The following is a 19,940-nucleotide window of genomic DNA, read 5'->3' on the forward strand; positions in this document are numbered from 1 at the left end:
AGCATCAACCTCGCAGCTGAGGTGGCACCCGCCACCGGGGCGGCGTCGGGGGCCTGGCTCCTGCTCGCCCTGCCCGCGCTCGGCGCCGCCGTGATCCTGCTGGCCGGGCGCACCCGCGCCAGGGCGTGGGGCCACTACCTCGGCACCGCGACCGTGCTGGGCGCCTTCGTCTACGGCCTGGTCCTGTTCTTCGAGACCACCGGCCTGGACCCGGCGGCGCGCACGCAGGAGAAGCAGCTCTTCGAGTGGATCTCCGTCGGCGCCCTCGACATCGACTTCGCGCTGCGGATCGACCCGCTGTCGCTGACGTTCGTACTGCTGATCACCGGTGTCGGATCGCTGATCCACATCTACTCGATCGGCTACATGGACCACGAGCGCGAGGACCGCGCCCGGTTCTTCGGCTACCTGAACCTGTTCGTCGCGGCGATGCTGCTGCTGGTGCTGGGCAACGGGTTCGTCACGCTCTACTTCGGCTGGGAGGGCGTCGGCCTCGCCTCGTACCTGCTGATCGGCTGGTACCAGGGCAAGGGCTACGCGGCCACCGCGGCCAAGAAGGCCTTCATCATGAACCGGGTCGGCGACGTCGGCCTGGCCCTGGCCATCTTCCTGATGTTCAAGACGATGGGCACCACCAGCTACACCGGGGTGTTCGAGCAGATCGGCAACCAGGACACCGCCACCGTCGTGGCGATCGGCCTGCTCCTGCTGCTCGGCGCGTGCGGCAAGTCCGGCCAGTTCCCGCTGCAGGCCTGGCTCCCCGACGCCATGGCGGGCCCGACCCCGGTCTCAGCGCTCATCCACGCCGCGACGATGGTCACCGCCGGTGTGTACCTGATCGCCCGGTCCAGCCCGCTGTACTCGCTGCCGCAGGCCGCCGACGCGCGCCTGGTCGTGATGATCGTCGGCGGCTTCACGCTGCTGATCGGCTGCATCATCGGCTGCGCCTACGACGACTTCAAGAAGGTCCTGGCCTACTCCACGGTCAGTCAGATCGGCTACATGATGCTGGCGGTGGGTCTCGGCCCGGCCGGGTACGCCTTCGGCATCCTGCACCTGCTGACGCACGGCTTCTTCAAGGCCGGGCTGTTCCTCGGCGCCGGGTCGGTCATGCACGGCATGAACGACGAGGGCGACATCCGCCGCATGGGCGGGCTGGCGAGGAAGATGCCGGTCACCTTCGTGACCTTCACTCTCGGCTACCTCGCGCTGATCGGCTTCCCGTTCCTGTCCGGGTACTTCTCCAAGGACGAGATCATCTACGCCGCCTTCGGCGAAGAGGGCTGGCGTGGCTGGGTCTTCGGCGGGGTCGCCCTGCTGGGCGCGCTGCTGACCGCGTTCTACATGACCCGCCTGCTGGTGCTGGTCTTCCTGGGCAAGCCGCGCTGGAAGGACCTCAAGAGCGAGGACGGCCGCGACTACCACCCGCACGAGTCCCCGGCCACGATGACCATTCCGATGATCGTGCTGGCCTTCGGCTCGGTCGGCGGCGGCTTCGTCCTCGCCGGGATGCTGCCGCAGTGGCTGGAGCCCAGCGTCGGCCCGGTCCTGGAGCGCGAGGGCCTGGTCTCGCACGGCATGGTCGCGGTGCTGGCCACCGTCGCCATGGTCATCGGCGCGGGCCTGGCCTACGTCCTCTTCGGACGCGGTGAGCAGCCGGTCGAGCGCCCGGCCCGGGTGTCCTTCCCGGTCCGCGCCGCGCGCGCCGACCTCTTCGGCAACCACCTGAACGAGGCGCTGTTCGCCAAGCCGGGCACCTGGCTGACCCGGGCGCTGGTCTACGTCGACTACCGCGGTGTGGACGGCCTGGTCAACGGGATCGCGGCGGGCCTGGGCGGTAGCTCCGGGCGCCTGCGCCGCACCCAGACGGGCTTCGTGCGCTCCTACGCGCTGTCCATGCTCGGCGGCTCGATCCTGGTGATCGCCGCACTGCTGATGGTGAGGTTCGCATGACATCCACGGCTGGCTCCTGGGTGCTCTGGGCGCTGCTGCTCGTGCCGCTGGTCGGCGCGGCGGTCACCGTCGCCCTGCGCGCCAACGACCGCACCGCCAAGCTCGCCGCGCTGGGCTTCAGCGTCGTCGAGCTGGTGCTGGCCGGCGTCGCCTGGTCGCTCTACGACCCCTCCGGCGACCGCCTGCAGCTCGGGTCCACCCTGGACTGGATTCCGGCGTTCGGCGTGCACATCGCCTGGGGCGTCGACGGCATCGCGCTGACGATGATCGCGGTCATCGCGCTGCTGACGCCCATCGTCATCGGCGCGGGCTGGGCCGACAAGCTGCCCGAGGGCCGCACCAAGGGCGGGTTCTTCGCGCTGATCCTGCTGGAGCAGGCGCTGACGATCGGCGTGTTCGCCGCGACCGACGTCTTCCTGTTCTACGTGCTGTTCGAGATCATGCTGATCCCGATGTACTTCCTCATCGGCTCCTACGGCGGGGCGAACCGGCAGTACGCGGCGGTCAAGTTCTTCCTGTACTCCTTCCTCGGTGGCCTGATCATGCTGGCCTCGGTGATCGGCGCCTACTCACTGGCCGCCGACACGCTCGGCCAGGGCACCTTCCTCTGGGAAGAGCTGGTCGCCGTGGTCTCGCAGGCGCCGCTGGAGACGCAGATCTGGCTGTTCCTCGGCTTCTTCGTCGCCTTCGCGGTGAAGGCGCCGCTGGTGCCGCTGCACACCTGGCTGCCCGACGCCACCGCCGAGGCGCCCATCGGCGTCGCGGTGCTGCTCGTCGGCGTGCTGGACAAGGTCGGCACCTTCGGCTTCCTGCGCTACCTGCTGCCGCTGACCCCCGACGCCAGCCGCGAACTGGCCTGGCTGGTGCTGCTGCTGGCCGCCATCGGCGTCATCTACGGCTCGCTGCTGGCCGCCGGGCAGACCGACATGAAGCGCTTCGCCGCCTACGTCTCGATCGCCCACTTCGGCTTCATCGCGCTGGGCATCTTCGCCTTCAGCTCGCAGTCGCTGACCGGCTCGGTGACCTACATGGTCAACCACAGCCTCGCCACCGGCATGCTGATCCTGGTGCTGGGCATGGTCATCTTCCGCGGCGGCTCGACGCGCATCGCCGACTACGGCGGGATGGCGAAGCTGACCCCGGTGCTGGCGGGCATGCTGCTCATCGCGGGCCTGGCGAGCATGTCGCTGCCGGGCACGAACTCGTTCATCAGCGAGTTCCTGGTGCTGGTCGGCTCGTTCCCCAACGCGCCGGTGCACACCACGATCGCCACGGTCGGCATGGTCCTGGCCGCGGTCTACGTGCTGTGGCTCTACCAGCGCATCATGCAGGGCCCCCTGCGCGGCGACGCGATCCTCGGCGCCGCGGGCGGCCCCGGCGCGGTCATCGCCCCCGAGGTGGGCGCCAAGAAGGCCATCGCCGACCTGTCCGGGCGGGAGAAGCTGGTGCTCGCCCCGCTGGTCGCGCTGATCGTCGCGCTCGGGTTCTTCCCGAAGCCGGTGCTCGACGTCGTGGAGCCCACCGTGGCCGCCACGATGTGCGAGGCCGGTCTGGTCGACCCGGTCCAGTCCGATGAGGAGCAAGCGCAGTGCTGACGACCCCTGGGCTGATCGCCCGCTCGCTGGCCCAGGACCCGCTGCCGGTTCCGGAGACCACCGGTATCGAGCCGCCGCCGGTCGGCGCGGTCTGGCCGATCCTGATCATCCTCGGCGCCGCGTGCATCGGTGTGCTGGTCGAGGCGTTCCTGCCCAAGCACCAGCGGTGGTCGGCGCAGGTCGTGCTGTCGCTGCTGGCGATCGCGGGCGCGGGCGGCGCGCTCGCGATGTACCTGACCGACGCGCCCGAGGGCGGCGAACTGGCCATGTACGGCACGCTCGCCGTCGACGGGCCCGCGATGTTCCTGTGGGGCACCCTGCTGGCCCTGGCCGTCGGGGCGGTGCTGCTGATCGCCGACCGCTCGGTCGAGCCCGGCGGCGCGTTCGTCGCCACCGCGGCCATCCGGCCCGGCACCGTGCAGGACCGCGCGCAGGTGCAGTCGACCGGCATGCAGACCGAGGTCTTCCCGCTGACGCTGTTCGCGCTCGGCGGCATGATGATCTTCTGCTCGGCCAACGACCTGCTGACGATGTTCATCGCGCTGGAAGTGCTGTCGCTGCCGCTGTACCTGATGTGCGGCCTCGCCCGCCGTCGCCGCCTGCTCTCGCAGGAGTCGGCGGTCAAGTACTTCCTGCTCGGCGCGTTCGCCTCGGCGTTCTTCCTCTACGGCGTGGCCCTGCTCTACGGCTACGCGGGCTCGGTGCAGCTGGCCGACATCAGCGCCGCCGCCGCGGGCACCGACCGCTCCGACACGCTGCTGTTCGCCGGTCTCGGCCTGCTGGTCGTCGGCCTGCTGTTCAAGGCCTCCGTCGGCCCGTTCCACACCTGGACCCCGGACGTCTACCAGGGCGCGCCGACCCCGATCACCGCGTTCATGGCCGCCTGCACCAAGGTCGCCGCGTTCGGCGGCATCCTGCGCGTGCTCCAGGTCGCCTTCGAGTCGACCAGCTGGGAGTGGCGCGGCGTCCTCTGGGGCGTGGCGATCGTCTCGATGTTCATCGGCGCGATCCTCGGCCTCACCCAGACCGACGTGAAGCGGATGATCGCCTACTCGTCGGTGGCGCACGCGGGCTTCCTGCTCATCGGCTCGATCGCGATGACCGACAAGGGCGTGTCCAGCACGCTGTTCTACCTGCTCACCTACGGCTTCACCACGATCGCCGCGTTCGGCGTGATCAGCCTGGTGCGCGGACCCGACGGCGAGGCGACGCACCTGTCGCAGTGGGCGGGCCTGGCCAAGCGCTCGCCGCTGGTGGCAGGCGTGTTCACCTTCCTGCTGCTCGCCCTGGCCGGAATCCCGCTCACCAGCGGGTTCGTCGGCAAGTTCGTGGTGTTCGAGGCGGCGCTGGACGACGGCATGGCCCCGCTGGTGGTCATCGCGCTGATCGCCTCGGCCATCGCGGCGTTCTTCTACCTGCGGGTGATCGTGCTGATGTACTTCAGCGCCCCCGCCGAGGACGGCCCCACGGTCACCGTGCCCGGGGCGTTCACCACCGCGGCGATCACCCTCGGCGTCATCGTGACGCTGCTGCTCGGCCTGGCCCCCGCCTTCGCGCTCGACTGGGCGGCGGGCGGCACCTTCGCCATTCGCTAGCGGGTACAGCATGTGAACGGGCGCGTCCTCGCGGGGACGCGCCCGTTCAGCCTTTCCGGGCGCATGACGCGCGCCACTGCCATACGCCTGAACTGGGGCAAGGCGGGCAAGTAGGCTCCAACTGTGTCCGCCACCGAAAAGGTCCTTCCGTCCTCCCTCGGACTGGAGAGCGCCGACCCCGAGCTGACAGCGACGGTCCTCGACGGGCTGGGCGAGGTCGAGAACCTGCTCCGCAGCGCGGTGCGCAGCGACTTCGAGTTCGTCGACGAGGCCGCGCTGCACCTGGTCCGGGCCGGGGGCAAGCGCTTTCGGCCACTGTTCACCCTGGTGGCGGCCCAGGTCGGCACCGGGATCACCCAGCACGTGCTCGCCTCGGCGGCGGCCGTCGAGCTGGTGCACCTGGCGACGCTCTACCACGACGACGTCATGGACGAGGCCACCATGCGCCGCGGCGACGCCAGCGCGAACGCCCGGTGGGACAACTCGGTGGCCATCCTGACCGGCGACTTCCTCTTCGCGCACGCCTCGATGCTCGTCGCCGACCTCGGCCCGGACGCCACCCGCGTCATCGCCGAGACCATGCGCGAGCTGGTGACCGGGCAGATGCGCGAGACCGTCGGCCCGCGCGCCGACGACCCGATCGCCCACTACCTGTCGGTCATCGCGCAGAAGACCGGCTCGCTGATCGCCACCGCGGGCCGCTTCGGCGCGATGTTCGGCGGGGCCGCGCCCGCGCACGTGGAGACGCTGCACCGGGTCGGCGACATCATCGGCTCGGCCTTCCAGATCTCCGACGACGTCATCGACATCGCCTCGCCCGCCGCCGTCTCCGGCAAGATCCCGGGCACCGACCTGCGCGAGGGCGTGCGCACCCTGCCCATGCTCTACGCGCTGGCCGAGGACCCGGACCCGCGCCTGGCCAAGCTCCTCGACGGCCCGATCGCCGACGACGACGGCGTCGCCGCGGCGCTGGAGCTGCTGCGCCAGTCGCCCGGCCTGACCCGCGCCCGCCAGACCCTCGACGAGTACACCGCCCGCGCCGACGCCGAGCTGGCCACGCTGCCGGACTCCGCGGCCCGCGAGGCGCTGCGGCTATTGACACGCTACGTGGTCGAGCGGACGCGCTGAGCGCTATAACGCCACTATCTCGGCGCGGTATCGAAACCGCGGTGTGATCCACCGGCGGAAATGCCCGGCTGTCGCACGGGCGGAAACGCCGACCAGTAGCCTCTCCTAGTCTCTGAACGACGGTCGCCACCCTGCGGCGGGCCGGAAGGGAGAAGTGGCACGATGTCGTTCTTCGGGCAGGTGTGGCTCTGGAGCCTTGCCGGTTTTCTGGTCGGCGCGCTCCTGTGCTGGCTGCTGGTGGCCAGGCCCGCCCGGCGGCAGATCGCCGAGCTGGAGGACTCCCTCGCCGAGGCCCGCCGCGCCGCGAAGGCCCCCGAGGCCGGTGACCGCCCGCGCGAGGACTACAACGACCGCCAGCGCGACAACCGCTCGCACGACGACCTACAGCGCGACGACCACTCGCAGGACTACGACGACCGCCACTCCGCCTTCGGCGGCGCCCCGGCCTACGACCACGACCAGCAGTACGACCAGGCCCCGTCCTTCGACCGGGCCGACGGCCCCGGTTTCGGCAGGCCCGACATCCCGGCGTTCGACCGCGACGACGCGCCCACCGCGCTGTCCGCGCCCGCGGAGGCCACGCCCGACCCGGTCGAGCCGCCCGCCGTCGCCGAGGCCGAGTCCACCCAGCTGCTCAGCACCCCGCCGGTCGGCCAGCACCCGCCCGTCGAGGCGCCCCCCGAGGTCGAGCCCGAGTGGCTCCCGGTGGCCGAGCGCTTCGACGTCTCCCAGTTGGACTCCGACCGCGACCGCGATTACGGCCCCCGCGACTCCCGTGATCCCCACGGCACCGACGACGGCCCCGAGTTCGACGTCTCGCAGCTGAGCGAAGGCCGCCCCGAGGACCAGCACCTCGTGGACGACCTGCCGGAGGACTTCACCGGCTCCCGCGCCGAGCGGTTCGAGCGCTCCGAGACCGACGACGACCGCCCGGAGTCCGGCGGCACGATCTTCACCCAGCACACCACCCCCATCTCCCGGACGCTCATCAACCGCCTCGACAGCGACGAGTCCCTCGTGGACGACCTGTCCGACGACGACGAGCACGCCGCGGACCACGACGACGAGCACTCCGACCCCAACCGGGGCCGCTTCGCCGCCGCCCTCACCCCCGACGACGAGGAGGAGTACGCGCGCCAGGCCGACGAGAGCACGGCCATGACCCGCTACTTCCCCCCGATCCGCCCGGACGCCCCCGACCACGACACCTCGTCCCACGGTGCCCAATCCCACGACACCGTCGCCGTCCCGCGCGCCTCGCGCCGCGCCGACGCCGGCTACGCGGATGACCTCGCCGACGACCTCGCGGATGACTTCGCCGACGACCTCGCCGACGACGCGGCGGACCGGCGACCCGACGAGCCCCACGCCGCCCCGGCCGCCGACGGCACCCGGCGCACCGACGCGAGCGCCCACCACGCGCCCGCCCCGCACCAGGACGCGTCCCCCGCCGAGCCCGCCCAAGCCGAGCCCGCCCGTCCCGAGGCGGCCGACCCCGCGGCGCTGCCCAAGCGCACCCCGGGCCGCGAGGTCCGCCGCCCCGTCGGCGAGTCCTCCGCGTTCACCCCCACCAGCCGCGGCCTCGACATGTTCACCCCGGCCACCGACAACGGCGCCGCCCGCCCCCGCCACGGCCTGGACCCGGGGCCCGCCGCCGAAACCCGCTCGGCCTTCACCCCCAGCAGCTCCGGCACCCCCGCCGCGCGTCCCGCGCCCGAGCCGACCGTCTTCGCCCCGTCGGTGCCCGAGCCGGTCGCCGAGGCGGGCGAGCCCGCCGAGACCGCCACGGCCAACGGCCTGCTGCCCAAGCGCGTGCCGAAGAAGCCCGGCGACCGCTTCCCCTTCGGCGTGCAGACCGGCGCGGCCACGTCCGCCTCCGCGTCGGGGTCCGCGCGGAGCGCGTCGTCGGCCGCCTCGCCCGCCGAGCCGCTCGCCGCCGAGTCCGAGTCCGACCGCGTCCGCTCGCTGTTCGAGCCGATCGTGGCCGCCGACGAGGCCGCCAAGTCGACCCCGCCGCCCGCCCCGGCCCGTCCGCGCCGCGGCGCGGCGACCTCGGCGCTGCCCTCCGGCGGCGTGGACACCTTCGTCCCGCCCGGCCCGTTCGGCCCCGGCTCGGCGATGCCGCTGCCCGGCGGCAACTCGCCCTCCGGGGAGTACCGGGTCAAGGCCAGCGTCACCGCGCTGCGCTACTGCTCGCCGGAGTCCCCCCGCTTCGACCGCACGGTCGCCGAGGTGTGGTTCCGCACCGTGGCCGACGCCGAGCGGGTGGGTTTCCGCCCGCTCGGCTGACCGGCCGCACCGGCTCGCGGTGATCGTCGCGGGGTGATAGAACGGGAGCGGGCCAGCCGGTGTTTCAGGTGTGGGGAGGAACCGCGTGCGTCGACCCCTCGTGCTGTGTGCCGTGTCGTTCCTGCTCGGTGCGCTCGCCGCCTGGCTGATCGGCCAACGCCAGTCCACACTGGACTGCTGCGACTCACGCACGCCCCCGGACGGCAGGCTCTCCGGCACCCTGGACGACCTGCTGTCCGAAGACACCCTGGTCGACCAGGACACCGTCGACGAGCGCTGGAACGCCGCCGAGGTCGCCCCCGGCCCGCACCCCGGCTCGGCCCTGCCGCTGCCCGACGGCGGCGCCCCCTCCGACGAGTACACCGTCAAGGGCATCGCCGACCGCTTCCACACCACCGCGTCGCCGCACTACCCGCGCGTGCGCGCCCAGGTGTGGTTCCGCAACGCCGCCGACGCCCAGCGCGCCGGTCTGCACCGCTGGGACGCGTGAGCGGGCCCTCCCCGGAGGGAAGGCCCGCTCAGCATCGACAGCGCGGTGCGGTGGATCAGCCGATGACGGTCCAGGTGTCCTTGCCGCGCAGCAGGGACTGCAGGTTGGTCTTCTTCGCGGCCTTCGCCTCGGCCACCTGGGCCCGCGCGAGGTCGTCGTAGGTCTCGCGCCGCACCGAGCGGAACACGCCGGTGACGGTGTGGCTGAGGTCCTGCGACGACAGGCGCGACAGGGCGAAGGCGTACGACGGGTCCTCGGCGTGGGCGTCGTGCACGACGAGGGAGTCCTCGCCGACGTCGGCGACCTTGGCCACCGCCAGCGAGCCGAAGCCCGAGCGCACCACGCCGTACTCGCTCTCGGCGCCGAAGCGGATCGGCTTGCCGTGCTCCAGCGGGATCAGGCGCTGCTCGGCCTCACCCGGCTCCTTGAGCACGTCGAAGGCGCCGTCGTTGAAGATCGGGCAGTTCTGGTAGATCTCCACCAGCGCCGACCCGCGGTGCTCGGCGGCCTGGCGCAGCACCTCGGTCAGGCCCTTGCGGTCGGAGTCCAGCGCGCGGCCGACGAAGGTGGCCTCCGCGCCCAGCGCCAGCGACACCGGGTTGAACGGGTGATCCAGCGAGCCCATCGGCGTCGACTTGGTGACCTTGCCGGTCTCCGAGGTCGGCGAGTACTGGCCCTTGGTGAGCCCGTAGATCCGGTTGTTGAACAGCAGGATCTTGAGGTTCACGTTGCGGCGCAGCGTGTGGATCAGGTGGTTGCCGCCGATGGACAGCGCGTCGCCGTCACCGGTCACCACCCACACCGACAGGTCCTCGCGCGCGGTGGCCAGGCCGGTCGCGATGGCCGGGGCGCGCCCGTGGATGGAGTGCATCCCGTAGGTGTTCATGTAGTACGGGAAGCGCGAGGAGCAGCCGATGCCGGAGACGAAGACGATGTTCTCCCGCTTCAGCCCCAACGACGGCAGGAACGACTGCACGGCGTTGAGCACGACGTAGTCGCCGCAGCCCGGGCACCAGCGCACTTCCTGGTCGGACTTGAAGTCCTTCGCCTTCTGCGGCTCGTCAGCGGTGGGGACGCCGGCGAGGCCGGGCAGCCCGAGGTCGATCGTGGTCACGCGGCATCGGCCCCTTTCACGATGTCCAGCAGGACGCCCTGCAGTTCTTCGGCCTTGAACGGAAGGCCTGCCACCTTGGTGTAGCTGATGACGTCGACCAGGTAGCGGCCCCGCAGCAGCAGGGCCAGCTGGCCGAGGTTCATCTCCGGCACGACGACCTTGTCGTAGCGGGCCAGCACCTCGCCGAGGTTCTTCGGGAACGGGTTCACGTAGCGCAGGTGGGCCTGGGCGATGTCGTGCCCGAGCTTGCGCACCCGCCTGCACGCCGCGCCGATGGGCCCGTAGGAAGAGCCCCAGCCCAGCACCAGCGTCCGCGCCGCGCCCGAGGGGTCCTCGACGTCGAGGTCGGGCACGTCGATGCCGTCGATCTTGGCCTGGCGCAGCCGGACCATGCGGTCGTGGTTGTCCGGGTCGTAGGAGATGTTGCCCGTGCCGTCGGCCTTCTCCAGGCCGCCGATGCGGTGCTGCAAACCGGCGGTGCCGGGCACCGCCCAGGCGCGGGCCAGCGTCTCCGGGTCGCGCAGGTAGGGCAGGAACGAGCCGTCCGGACCGTTGGGCTCGGTGGCGAACTCGACGGTCAGGTCGGGCAGGTCGTTGACGTCGGGCACCATCCACGGCTCGGAGCCGTTGGCGATCGCGCCGTCGGAGAGCAGCAGGACCGGGGTGCGGTACTTCAGCGCGATCCGGGAGGCCTGCAGGGCCATGTCGAAGCAGTCGGCGGGGGTGGACGGCGCCAGCACCGCGACCGGGGACTCGCCGTTGCGGCCGAAGAGGGCCTGCAGCAGGTCGGCCTGCTCGGTCTTGGTCGGCAGGCCGGTCGACGGGCCGCCGCGCTGCACGTCGATGACCAGCAGTGGCAGCTCCATCATCACGCCGAGGCCGATCGTCTCGGACTTGAGCGCCACGCCGGGGCCGGAGGTGCTGGTCACGCCGAGCGCGCCGCCGTAGCTGGCGCCCAGCGCGGCGCAGACGCCCGCGATCTCGTCCTCGGCCTGGAAGGAGGTGATGCCGTAGTGCTTGAGCTTGCTCAGCTCGTGCAGGATGTCGCTGGCCGGGGTGATCGGGTAGGTGCCGAGGAACACCGGCAGCTTCGACTGCTCGGCCGCGGCGACGATCCCGTAGGCCAGGGCGGTGTTGCCGGTGATCTGGCGGTAGGTGCCGGGGCTGAGCTTGGCCGGGGCGACCTGGTAGGTGACCGCGAACGCCTCGGTGGTCTCGCCGTAGTAGTAGCCCGCGCGGAAAGCCAGCACGTTGGCCTCGGCGATCTCGGGCTTGCGGGCGAATTTCTCGCGCAGGAACCGCTCGGTGCCCTCGGTGGGTCGGTGGTACATCCAGGAGAGCAGGCCGAGGGCGAACATGTTCTTGCAGCGCTCGGCGTCCTTCTTGCCGAGGCCGGTGTCGGCGAGCGCGCCCTGGGTGAGGGTGGCCATGGCCACCTCGTACACCTGGTACTGCTCCAGGGAGTCGTCTTCGAGCGGGTTGGCGTCGTAGCCGACCTTCGTCAGGTTGCGCTTGACGAACTCGTCGGTGTTGACGATCAGGATGCCGCCCGCGGGCAGGTCGGCGATGTTGGCCTTGAGCGCCGCCGGGTTCATCGCGACCAGGACGTCCGGCCGGTCGCCCGGGGTCAGGATGTCGTAGTCGGCGAAGTGCACCTGGAAGCTGGAGACGCCCGGGATCGTGCCCTGGGGGGCGCGGATCTCCGCGGGGAAGTTCGGCATGGTCGACAGGTCGTTGCCGAAGGCCGCGGCCTCGGACGTGAACCGGTCGCCGGTCAGCTGCATACCGTCGCCGGAGTCGCCGGCGAAGCGGATGACGACGCGGTCCAGCTTGGTGACCTGGGTCGGCCGCGCCGCCGCCCCGTCGTCGAGACTCGTGCTCATCGCTTCCTCTCCTGCCCGACGCCGCTGGCCTCCCGCCGCGCGCCGAGGGTAGTCCTGCCGGCTGGACCGCCGGTTGAGCGTGCCTCGCGGATCCACTATCGCGGTTCCGACTGATATGTACCTGATTTTACTGTAACTTCGGGTAACATTATCTCGGATGCCGGACGCCAGGTCCGATGTGTGGATTCTCTCAGCCGCGCTTGGTGATCCGCGCCTTCATAGCTGCCAAAAGCTCGGCGAACGCCGGAGTGTCCATGGATTTCACCTGAGCCTCCAACTCCGCGGCGATCGCGTCGTCGTGCGAGGCCATCGCGGCGGTCGCCCGCATCGTGGCCTTGATCGACAACACCAGTCCGCGAGGGCCCTCAGCAGCCGCCTTCGCCAGGGTAACGGCTGCGTCGACCGGGTCGTCGGCCGCGGTGTGCGCCAGACCGATCCGGACCGCCTCGTCGGCGTCGGGGATGTGTCTGAACAGCGTCATCGCGGTCGCGGCCTGCGTCCCGACGAGCCGCTGGAGCATCCAGGTCATGCCGCCGCCGGGGTGGATGCCCAGTTGCAGGAACCGGGCGTCGAAGCGGGCCTTCGGTCCGGCCACCCGGACGTCGGCGGCCAGCGCCAGGTTCAGCCCCGCGCCGACGGCGGCCCCGTTGACCGCGGCGATCGTCGGCAGCGGCGAGCGGGCCACGGCGAGGAACCCCGCGTAGATCCGCTTCAGGCCCTCCTCCCGGGACTCGCCGAGCACCGTGAGGTCCGCGCCCGCGCAGAACGCGGGCGGTGCCCCGGTCACGACGATGGCCCCGACCTCGGGGTCGTCGGCGCACCCGTCCACGGCGTCGGCCAGCGCCGCCGACAGCTCCAGGGTCAGCGCGTTGCGCCGCTCGGGGGCGTCGATGGTGATGACTGCCACGCCACCGCGGCGGTCCAGGGTCACGCTCATGCCCGGTGAACCTAGTGCCTCCACCCGACCCCGAACGGTGCTTTGGGGAAATCTCGGGCCCCTAATGTGGCTCTGGGGCGGGCGGGCGCTCCAGCAGTGTGGAGAGCACCACAGTCGAGACGGTCCGCGAGACCATGTCCACCGCCCGCAGCCGCTCCAGCGCGTCCTCCAGGTGGTGGATGTTGGCCGCCCGCAGATGGACGATCGCGTCCGCCGCGCCGGAGACGGTGTAGGCGGCGACGACCTCGTGCAGGGGCTCCAGGCGCTGGCGGATGCGGTCGGGGGAGACGTTGCTGTCGCAGTACACCTCCACGAACGCCTCCGTGCCCCAGCCGAGGGCCTCCGGGTTGACCACGGCGGTGAAGCCGCGCAGCACCCCGGTCTCCAGGAGCCGGTCCACCCGCCGCTTCACCGCGGGGGCCGAGAGCGAGACCACCTTCCCGATCTCCGCGTAGCTCGACCTGGCGTCCTTCACCAGCTGCGCAACGATCCGTTGATCTATGGCGTCCATGCGCAACATTATGTCGGTCTATTCGCAACACAGCGACGTTGTTGGTAGGTCATGCTCGCCCTTACATTTCGATCCATGACCACAGCGTCCACCCAGGTCGTCCTCTCGCTCACCGAGCGCATGCCGACGACGCGCCGCTACCTCATGTGCGAGCCGCGGCACTTCACGGTCGAGTACGTCATCAACCCCTGGATGGACCCGACCACACCGGTGAGCACCGAGTTGGCCGTGGCCCAGTGGACGGCCATGAAGGAGACCTACGAGTCCCTCGGCCACACGGTCGAGACCATCGAACCGGTCGACGGCCTGCCCGACATGGTCTTCAGCGCCAACTCCGGCACCGTCATCGACGGCCGAGTCCTCGGCGCCCGCTTCCGCGCCCCCCAGCGCTCAGCCGAAGCCGACCTCTACCGCCGCTGGTTCCTCGACGCGGGCTACCGCGACGTCACCATGCCCTCCCGCGTCAACGAGGCCGAGGGCGACCTCGCCTGGACCGGCCAGATCCTGCTGGCAGGCACCGGCTACCGCACCGACCCCGCCGCCCACGCCGAAGCCCAGGAAGCCCTCGGCGTCCCCGTGGTCTCCCTGCAACTGGTCGACCCCCGCTACTACCACCTCGACGTCGCCCTGGTCGTCCTCACCGAAGCCACCCCCACCCGCCAGGCCCACATCGCCTACTACCCCGAGGCGTTCTCCCCCGGCACCCAGCGCGTCCTCGCCCGCCTCTTCCCCGACGCCATCCTCGCCACCGACGCCGACGCCGCCTGCCTGGGCCTCAACGCCGTCTCCGACGGCCGCAACGTCGTCATCGCCCAGGAGTCGACCCACCTCATCGCCGAACTCCGCGCCCACGGCTACACCCCCCACCCCGTGGACATCTCCGAACTCCGCAAGTCCGGCGGCGGCCCCAAGTGCTGCACGATGGAACTGCGGGGCTGATCCGACGGCGGTGAGCTGCCGGCGACCTGCGCCCCAGCGGCGCACGGGAACACAGAAGAACGGCCCTCGGCGACAGTCGCCGAGGGCCGTTCTTCTGTGTCCCGAAGGGTTCTAGAAAGGGCCCGTCCCCGTGTTCGGACCCGACTGCCGGGTGGCGATCGTGTGCGGGTCGAGGGCGGTGGCGTCCGCGCGGCGGGCGTCGCGGGAGGGCATGGGGTGCGAGTCGGCCAGGCCGCGGCGGGCGCGGCGCTGGGGAAGCAGGGCCAGGTACAGCAGGCCCAGAACGGCGACGACGACGATCACGATCCACAGCCAGAGCGGCATGGGCACCCCCTCGGTGTCTTTCGCCCAGCCTACCGGCCCGCTGACCTGCGAGGCTCCGCTTTTGCGGGATTCAGCTGCGGAAAGTGTGCCGGTAGGTGTCCGGCGGGACGCCGACCGCGCGGGCGAAGTGGCGGCGCAGGGTGGTCGCGGTGCCGAAGCCCGCGGCCTCGGCGATGGCGTCGACACCAGTGTCGGTGGTCTCCAGGAGCTCCTGGGCCCGGCGGACGCGCTGGGCGAGGAGCCAGCGCAGGGGAGTGGTGCCGGTGGCGGCGCGGAAGTGGCGGGTGAGGGTGCGGGTGCTCATGGCGGCGCGGCGGGCGAGGTCGTCGACGGTGAGGGGCTGGTCGAGGTTCGCCGTGACCCAGGGGAGCAGGGCGGTGATGGGGTGGTCGTCGGCGGCGGGGACCGGTGTGGTGACGAACTGCGCCTGGCCGCCCGCGCGGTGCGGCGGCACGACCAGGTTCCTGGCGACCGCGTTCGCCGCGGCAGGGCCCAGGTCGCCGCGCACCAGGTGCAGGCACAGGTCCAGCGCCGCGGCCTTGCCCGCCGAGGTCAGCACGCTGCCGCTGTCGACGTAGAGCACGTCGGGGTCGACCTCCACCGCCGGGTACCGCGCCGCCAGCGCCGCCGTGTGCGCCCAGTGCGTCGTCGCCCGCCGCCCGTCCAGCAGACCCGCCGCCGCCAGCACGAACGCCCCCGTGCACAGCGACACGACCCGCGCCCCCGCCGCGTGCGCCGCCCGCACCGCGCCGACCAGCTCGGCCCCCGGCGCCGCGTCCACGTCCGCCCACCCGGGCACGACCACCGTCCGCGCCCCGAGCACCGCGCCGAGCCCCCGGTCCGGCACCACCCCGAATCGCCCCACCCGCACCCCGCGCGGCCCGCACACGACCACCTCGTACCCCGCCGACGCGAACACCTCGACGGCCACCGCCAACTCGAAGTGCAGCATCCCGCCGGTGACCGCCACCGCGACCGAGTCCATGTCCGAAACTGTACGCATCTCGTCGTTGCGGACACTGGTCGACCGCCGTGCCCGCCTCCAGGATTGCTCCCCGTGACCCACTCGATCGCCGTCTACGGCGCCTCCGGCCACACCGGCGGCTTCGTCCTCGCCGCGCTGCGCGCCCGCGGCTGCACCCCCATCCCCCTGGGCCGGTCCGACGCCACCCCCGACACCCCCGCCGCCCTGGACCGCGCCCTGAGCCCCGCCGCCGCCGTCATCAACTGCGCCGGCCCCTTCGCCGCCACCGCGACCCCCCTGATCAACTCCGCCATCCGCACCGGCATCCCCTACGTCGACGTCTGCGCCGAGATCGAAGCCACCGCCGACACCCTCACCCAGTACGCCACCGCCCCCATCCCCGTCCTCCCCGCCACCGCCTTCTTCGGCACCCTCGCCGACCTCCTCACCACCACCGCCCTCACCCGCCACACCGCCTCCGCAGACCAGCGCCCCACCGAGCCCGCCCTCCCGCTGTCCACCCCCCTCACCGCCGACGAGGTCCAGGTCGCCTACGCCCTCAGCAACTGGCACCCCACCCCCGGCACCCGCACCTCCGGCGCCGTCTCCCGCACCCGCCGCGAAGGCCGCCGAGTCCGATACACGAACGGCCGCCTCGACTACCACGACGCCCCGCCCGCCACCGAGACCTGGCCCTTCCCCGATGCCCCCCGCCCCGTCGCCACCGACTTCACCATGGCCGACGTCGTCACCATCCCCCACCACATCGCGGTCCCCGAGGTCCGCACCCACATGAGCGCCAACGCCGCCGCCGACGTCGCCACCTCCACAGCCGCACCCACCGCCCAGGCCTTCCTGGTCGACGTCCACATCCGCACCGGCGCCACCACCCTGCGCACCACGGCGACCGGCACCGACATCTACGCAGTCACCGCCCCCATGGCAGTCGAAGCCGTCCACCGCCTCCTCACCACCCCGCACCCCGCCGGCGCCACCACCGCCGCCGCCCTCTTCGACGCCCCCGACTTCCTCGCCGCCCTCGCACCGCACATCACGGTCCTGCGGTGATGTCACCCCTTCGGCTGGAGTCGGGGCGACGCGGGTCGGATGTCCGGTTTCCGCAGGGGCAAGCACCGCCAGAATCCGCGCCGTGCATCGGGAGTGCGTCACCACGGCGCTGATCGGTTTCGGGCGGCTCAGCCTCGGGTTGGTCGAGCGCTACGCCCGGCAGCTGGAGGACTTCGCCGAGCGCTGCCTGTGTCCGCGGTGCGGGGAGGGGCCGAGGGCGCAGTGGGCGAGCGCGTCGCTGGTCACCGGGGACCGCTGTGTCGGGATCTGCGAGCGGTGCGCGGGTGACGAGACGGTCAGCGAGATGCGCACGGGCGTCGTGCCGCCGATCGTGACCTGGCCGACGCTGGACCGGCGCGGCGGCTAGGGCACAGCCGGAACCGGCAGCCGAGACCGGCGTCAGGCCGAGACCAGCAGCCGCAAGGCGTCGGCCACCGTCGTCGGGCCCGAGGTCCCCGTGGCCAGCCGACGCAGCTGCAGCCCGGCGATCAGCGCCACCACCGGCCCCGCCATCCGCCCCGCGTCCGGCACCCCCAACCCCACCAGGATCGACGTCGCCAGCGCGTCGTAGGCGGCGAAGCAGGACGACGCCGCGTCCCGCAACGACGCGTCCCGCCCGGCCTGGATGTAGAGCTCCAGCGGCGCGATCTCCTCGCTGCCGAAGGCCGTGCTCTCCACGACCCGTTCCACCAGCGCCGCCGCCTCGTCCACCGACACCGGGGCCGAAGCGTGCACCGCCGCGACCGCCGAGAGCCGTTCGGTCTCCTCGCGGACGAACAGCAGCAGGCTCTCGCGCAGCAGCGAGGTCTGGGTGTCGAAGTGGTAGGTGATCGAGCCCAGGGACAGCCCGGCCTCGCGGGCGATGCGCCGGTTGGTGACCCCGGCGACGCCGTCGGCCCCGATCACCCGCAGGGTGGCGCGCAGGATCTCCGTGCGGGTGTCGGCCATGGCGGTCATCGTATGGGCGGCCACGCGGCGGCCCAGTCCGACGCCGCCTCCAGCTGCGCGGCCAGCGAGATCAGCAGCGGCTCGGAGTCGGCCGGGCCGAGCAGCTGCGCGCCGACGGGCAGGCCGTCGGCGGTGAACCCGGCGGGCACGCTCATCCCGGGCCACCCCAGCACGTTCCACGGCCAGGCGAACGGGCACGCGGTCACCACGCGCCGGTCGGTGCGCCAGCCCGCGAGGCCGTCGATGCTGCCGACCGGCAGCGGCGGGGTGGCGGTGGTGGGGGTGAGGACGACGTCGAAGGCGGTGAAGATCGCGCCGACGCGGCGGGTGAACCAGCCCAGCGTCGAGCGCGACACCGGCATCCCGCGGCCCAGGAGCCTGCCGACGCGCCCGTTGCCCTGGGTGCGCGGGTCGAGCAGGGTGGTGTCGGGCACGCGGCGGGTCCAGTCGTGGATGCCGCCGAAGGAGCGGGGCAGGAAGTTCAGGCCGATGAGCCCGTAGGCCGGGTCGGCGACGGCGACCTCGTGGCCAAGCCGCACGAGCGTGCGCGCGACCTGGTGCACGGCCGTCCGCACCGCCGGGTCGACCCGGACCCGGAAGCCGGTGAACGCGGGCGTCATCGACAGCGCGATCCGCAGCGGCCGGACCGGCTCGGCGACCGCGGCGGAGTAGTCGCCGCCGGTCAGCACGTCCAGCAGCAGCGCGGCGTCGCCGACGGTGCGGGCCAGCGGGCCCGAGGTCGTCAGTCCGTGGAACAGCTCGGGGTCCGGCGCGGTCGGGACGAGGCCGCGGGTCGGCTTGATGCCGACCAGGTTCGTCCACGCGGCCGGGATGCGGATCGATCCGGCGCCGTCGGAGCCGACCGCCGCGGGCACGATGCCCGCAGCGACCGCCGCGGCCGAGCCGCCCGATGACCCGCCGGGGCTGTAGTCGCCGTGCCACGGGTTGCGGGTCGCGCCGAAGGTGCCCTCGGTGATCGGCCACTGGCCGAACTCCGGGGTGTTCGTCTTGCCGACGACCACCGCGCCCGCGGCCCTGATCCGGCGCACCAGCTCGCAGTCGGCCGCGGCGGGGGCGAACTCGCCCGCGCAGCCGAACGCCGTCGGCTCGCCCGCCAGGTCGACGTCGTCCTTGATCGCGATGGGCACGCCCAGTAGCGGCAACCGCTCACCGGCGGCCAGGCGCTCGTCGGCGGCCTTGGCCTCGACCAGCGCGTCGGCGGCGCGCAGCAGTCGGAAGGCGTTGAGGTCGCTGGCCGCCGCCGCGTCCAGGGCCTTGGTGACCAGGTCGAACGACGTCGCCGACCCTTCGGCGAGCGATCGCGCCGACTCCTCGAGTCCGGCCATGGGACCTCCTTGTTCGTACGAACGAACAGTACCCCGCGTGCGCAAGCCCCGAAACGTCCGCGCCACCATGGGCGGCGATGAACACCGACCAGCCCCGCAGGCGTTCCCGCAGGCCGGAGCCCCGGCTCTGGCGCGTCCCCGTCGTCGCCGTGAACCGGGTCACCCCCAAGATGGCCAGGGTCACCGCCAAGCACGAGTCGCTGACGCTGCTGGAGGACGTGCGCACCGACCAGAACGTGATGCTCTACCTCTACCCCGAGGGCACCGAGCTGCCGCACACCCTCGCCGACGCCCGCTCCCGCTGGGCCCAGGTCCGCCCGCTGACCAGGACCTACACCCTGGCCCGCCACGACGGCGACGAGGTCGACATCGACTTCGTCCTGCACGGCGACAGCGGCCCGGCGAGCGCGTGGGCCGAGCGGGTCGCCCCCGGCGACGAGCTGATCTTCGTCGGGCCCTCGCCCGCGTATCAGCCCGACCCGGCGGCCGACTGGTACCTGCTCGCTGGCGACGAGACCGCCCTGCCCGCCATCACCGCGATCATCAAGGCGCTCGACAAGCCGTTCCGCGCCTACGTCGAGGTCGCCGACGCCGCCGAGGAGCAGCCCGTCGACGGCGTCACCTGGCTGCACCGCGACGGAGTCCCGCCGGGGGAGAGCACCGTCCTGCTTGAGGCGATCCGCGCGGCCGAGCTGCCCGCCGGCGTCCCCGAGGTGTGGATGGCGGGCGAGCGCGCCGCGATGCTCGCCGTGCGCGCGCACCTGCTGGAGGACCGGGGCTACCCGCGCCCCCGGGTGAGACCGACGACCTATTGGCGTCGCGGGGAAAGCGGGAACTAGGCGGGAACTAGGCGGGG

At 72.3% G+C, this 19,940-nt stretch carries 18 protein-coding genes; 10 read left to right on the plus strand and 8 right to left on the minus strand.

Going from position 1 to position 19,940, the window contains the following annotated elements; all coding sequences use genetic code 11:
• The first annotated feature begins 3 nt into the window (after positions 1 to 3).
• From nuoL to ACFPM7_RS02950, 6 genes are all read left to right on the plus strand, one after another.
• A complete protein-coding gene (gene nuoL, locus ACFPM7_RS02925; protein ID WP_378243841.1) occupies positions 4 to 1,953 on the plus strand; it encodes an NADH-quinone oxidoreductase subunit L in 1,950 nt (649 codons plus the stop codon).
• Complete coding sequence (locus tag ACFPM7_RS02930) at positions 1,950 to 3,548, plus strand: NADH-quinone oxidoreductase subunit M (protein ID WP_378243436.1); 1,599 nt, start codon at positions 1,950 to 1,952, stop codon at positions 3,546 to 3,548. Before nuoL ends, ACFPM7_RS02930 begins: the two co-directional genes overlap by 4 nt.
• A 41-nt stretch (positions 3,549 to 3,589) precedes the next feature.
• Complete coding sequence (gene nuoN / locus ACFPM7_RS02935) at positions 3,590 to 5,143, plus strand: NADH-quinone oxidoreductase subunit NuoN (RefSeq protein ID WP_378243843.1); 1,554 nt, start codon at positions 3,590 to 3,592, stop codon at positions 5,141 to 5,143.
• A gap of 123 nt (positions 5,144 to 5,266) precedes the next feature.
• The gene (locus ACFPM7_RS02940) at positions 5,267 to 6,271 is read left to right on the plus strand and encodes a polyprenyl synthetase family protein (RefSeq protein WP_378243439.1); all 1,005 of its coding nucleotides are present in this window, start codon (positions 5,267 to 5,269) and stop codon (positions 6,269 to 6,271) included.
• A 162-nt stretch (positions 6,272 to 6,433) separates the two neighbouring features.
• The gene (locus ACFPM7_RS02945; protein WP_378243441.1) at positions 6,434 to 8,560 is read left to right on the plus strand and encodes a sunset domain-containing protein; all 2,127 of its coding nucleotides are present in this window, start codon (positions 6,434 to 6,436) and stop codon (positions 8,558 to 8,560) included.
• 85 nt (positions 8,561 to 8,645) lie between these two features.
• Entirely contained in the window at positions 8,646 to 9,050 is a 405-nt protein-coding gene (locus ACFPM7_RS02950) for a sunset domain-containing protein (RefSeq protein WP_378243443.1), read from the plus strand.
• 55 nt (positions 9,051 to 9,105) lie between these two features.
• On the opposite strand, the gene ACFPM7_RS02955 is transcribed toward ACFPM7_RS02950, so the two are convergent.
• The 4 genes from ACFPM7_RS02955 to ACFPM7_RS02970 all read right to left on the minus strand — a co-directional run bounded on the left by ACFPM7_RS02955 (position 9,106) and on the right by ACFPM7_RS02970 (position 13,495).
• Positions 9,106 to 10,164 (minus strand): 2-oxoacid:ferredoxin oxidoreductase subunit beta, encoded by a 1,059-nt coding sequence (locus ACFPM7_RS02955; RefSeq protein ID WP_378243445.1) that lies wholly within the window; start codon positions 10,162 to 10,164, stop codon positions 9,106 to 9,108.
• On the minus strand, positions 10,161 to 12,047 hold the full coding sequence (locus ACFPM7_RS02960) for a 2-oxoacid:acceptor oxidoreductase subunit alpha (protein WP_378243447.1): 1,887 nt from the start codon (positions 12,045 to 12,047) through the stop codon (positions 10,161 to 10,163). The genes ACFPM7_RS02955 and ACFPM7_RS02960 overlap by 4 nt, the downstream gene beginning before the upstream one ends.
• A gap of 190 nt (positions 12,048 to 12,237) precedes the next feature.
• The gene (locus tag ACFPM7_RS02965) at positions 12,238 to 12,984 is read right to left on the minus strand and encodes an enoyl-CoA hydratase (RefSeq protein ID WP_378243449.1); all 747 of its coding nucleotides are present in this window, start codon (positions 12,982 to 12,984) and stop codon (positions 12,238 to 12,240) included.
• 61 nt (positions 12,985 to 13,045) lie between these two features.
• Positions 13,046 to 13,495: an Lrp/AsnC family transcriptional regulator gene (locus ACFPM7_RS02970; RefSeq protein WP_378243451.1), complete on the minus strand. Its 450-nt coding sequence runs from the start codon at positions 13,493 to 13,495 to the stop codon at positions 13,046 to 13,048.
• Between the two features lie 75 nt (positions 13,496 to 13,570).
• Here ACFPM7_RS02970 and ddaH point away from each other — a divergent pair, with 75 nt between their 5' ends.
• Complete coding sequence (gene ddaH, locus ACFPM7_RS02975; RefSeq protein WP_378243453.1) at positions 13,571 to 14,434, plus strand: dimethylargininase; 864 nt, start codon at positions 13,571 to 13,573, stop codon at positions 14,432 to 14,434.
• Positions 14,435 to 14,545: 111 nt separating this feature from the next.
• Here the strand turns inward: ddaH and ACFPM7_RS02980 are convergent, their stop codons facing one another.
• Positions 14,546 to 14,758, minus strand: a complete 213-nt coding sequence (locus ACFPM7_RS02980) for a hypothetical protein (RefSeq protein ID WP_378243455.1) — start codon at positions 14,756 to 14,758, stop codon at positions 14,546 to 14,548.
• Between the two features lie 70 nt (positions 14,759 to 14,828).
• Positions 14,829 to 15,743, minus strand: coding sequence for a helix-turn-helix domain-containing protein (locus ACFPM7_RS02985; protein WP_378243457.1), 915 nt, complete (start codon positions 15,741 to 15,743; stop codon positions 14,829 to 14,831).
• Positions 15,744 to 15,815: 72 nt separating this feature from the next.
• On the opposite strand from ACFPM7_RS02985, the gene ACFPM7_RS02990 reads away from it, so the two are divergent.
• Both ACFPM7_RS02990 and ACFPM7_RS02995 read left to right on the plus strand, forming a co-directional pair.
• Positions 15,816 to 16,790 carry a saccharopine dehydrogenase family protein gene (locus ACFPM7_RS02990; protein ID WP_378243459.1) on the plus strand — a complete coding sequence of 325 codons (975 nt, stop codon included), beginning with the start codon at positions 15,816 to 15,818 and terminating at the stop codon, positions 16,788 to 16,790.
• Between the two features lie 82 nt (positions 16,791 to 16,872).
• Positions 16,873 to 17,157, plus strand: coding sequence for an ADP-ribosylation factor GTPase-activating family protein (locus ACFPM7_RS02995; protein WP_378243461.1), 285 nt, complete (start codon positions 16,873 to 16,875; stop codon positions 17,155 to 17,157).
• Between the two features lie 32 nt (positions 17,158 to 17,189).
• Here ACFPM7_RS02995 and ACFPM7_RS03000 read toward each other — a convergent pair whose 3' ends face one another.
• Both ACFPM7_RS03000 and ACFPM7_RS03005 read right to left on the minus strand, forming a co-directional pair.
• Positions 17,190 to 17,738: a TetR/AcrR family transcriptional regulator gene (locus ACFPM7_RS03000; RefSeq protein ID WP_378243463.1), complete on the minus strand. Its 549-nt coding sequence runs from the start codon at positions 17,736 to 17,738 to the stop codon at positions 17,190 to 17,192.
• Positions 17,739 to 17,743: 5 nt separating this feature from the next.
• Positions 17,744 to 19,153, minus strand: a complete 1,410-nt coding sequence (locus ACFPM7_RS03005) for an amidase (RefSeq protein WP_378243465.1) — start codon at positions 19,151 to 19,153, stop codon at positions 17,744 to 17,746.
• An 8-nt stretch (positions 19,154 to 19,161) separates the two neighbouring features.
• On the opposite strand from ACFPM7_RS03005, the gene ACFPM7_RS03010 reads away from it, so the two are divergent.
• Entirely contained in the window at positions 19,162 to 19,923 is a 762-nt protein-coding gene (locus ACFPM7_RS03010; RefSeq protein WP_378243467.1) for a siderophore-interacting protein, read from the plus strand.
• Positions 19,924 to 19,940 lie beyond the last annotated feature (17 nt).

The sequence above is a fragment of the Actinokineospora guangxiensis genome, assembly GCF_042657845.1.
Lineage (GTDB): Bacteria > Actinomycetota > Actinomycetes > Mycobacteriales > Pseudonocardiaceae > Actinokineospora > Actinokineospora guangxiensis.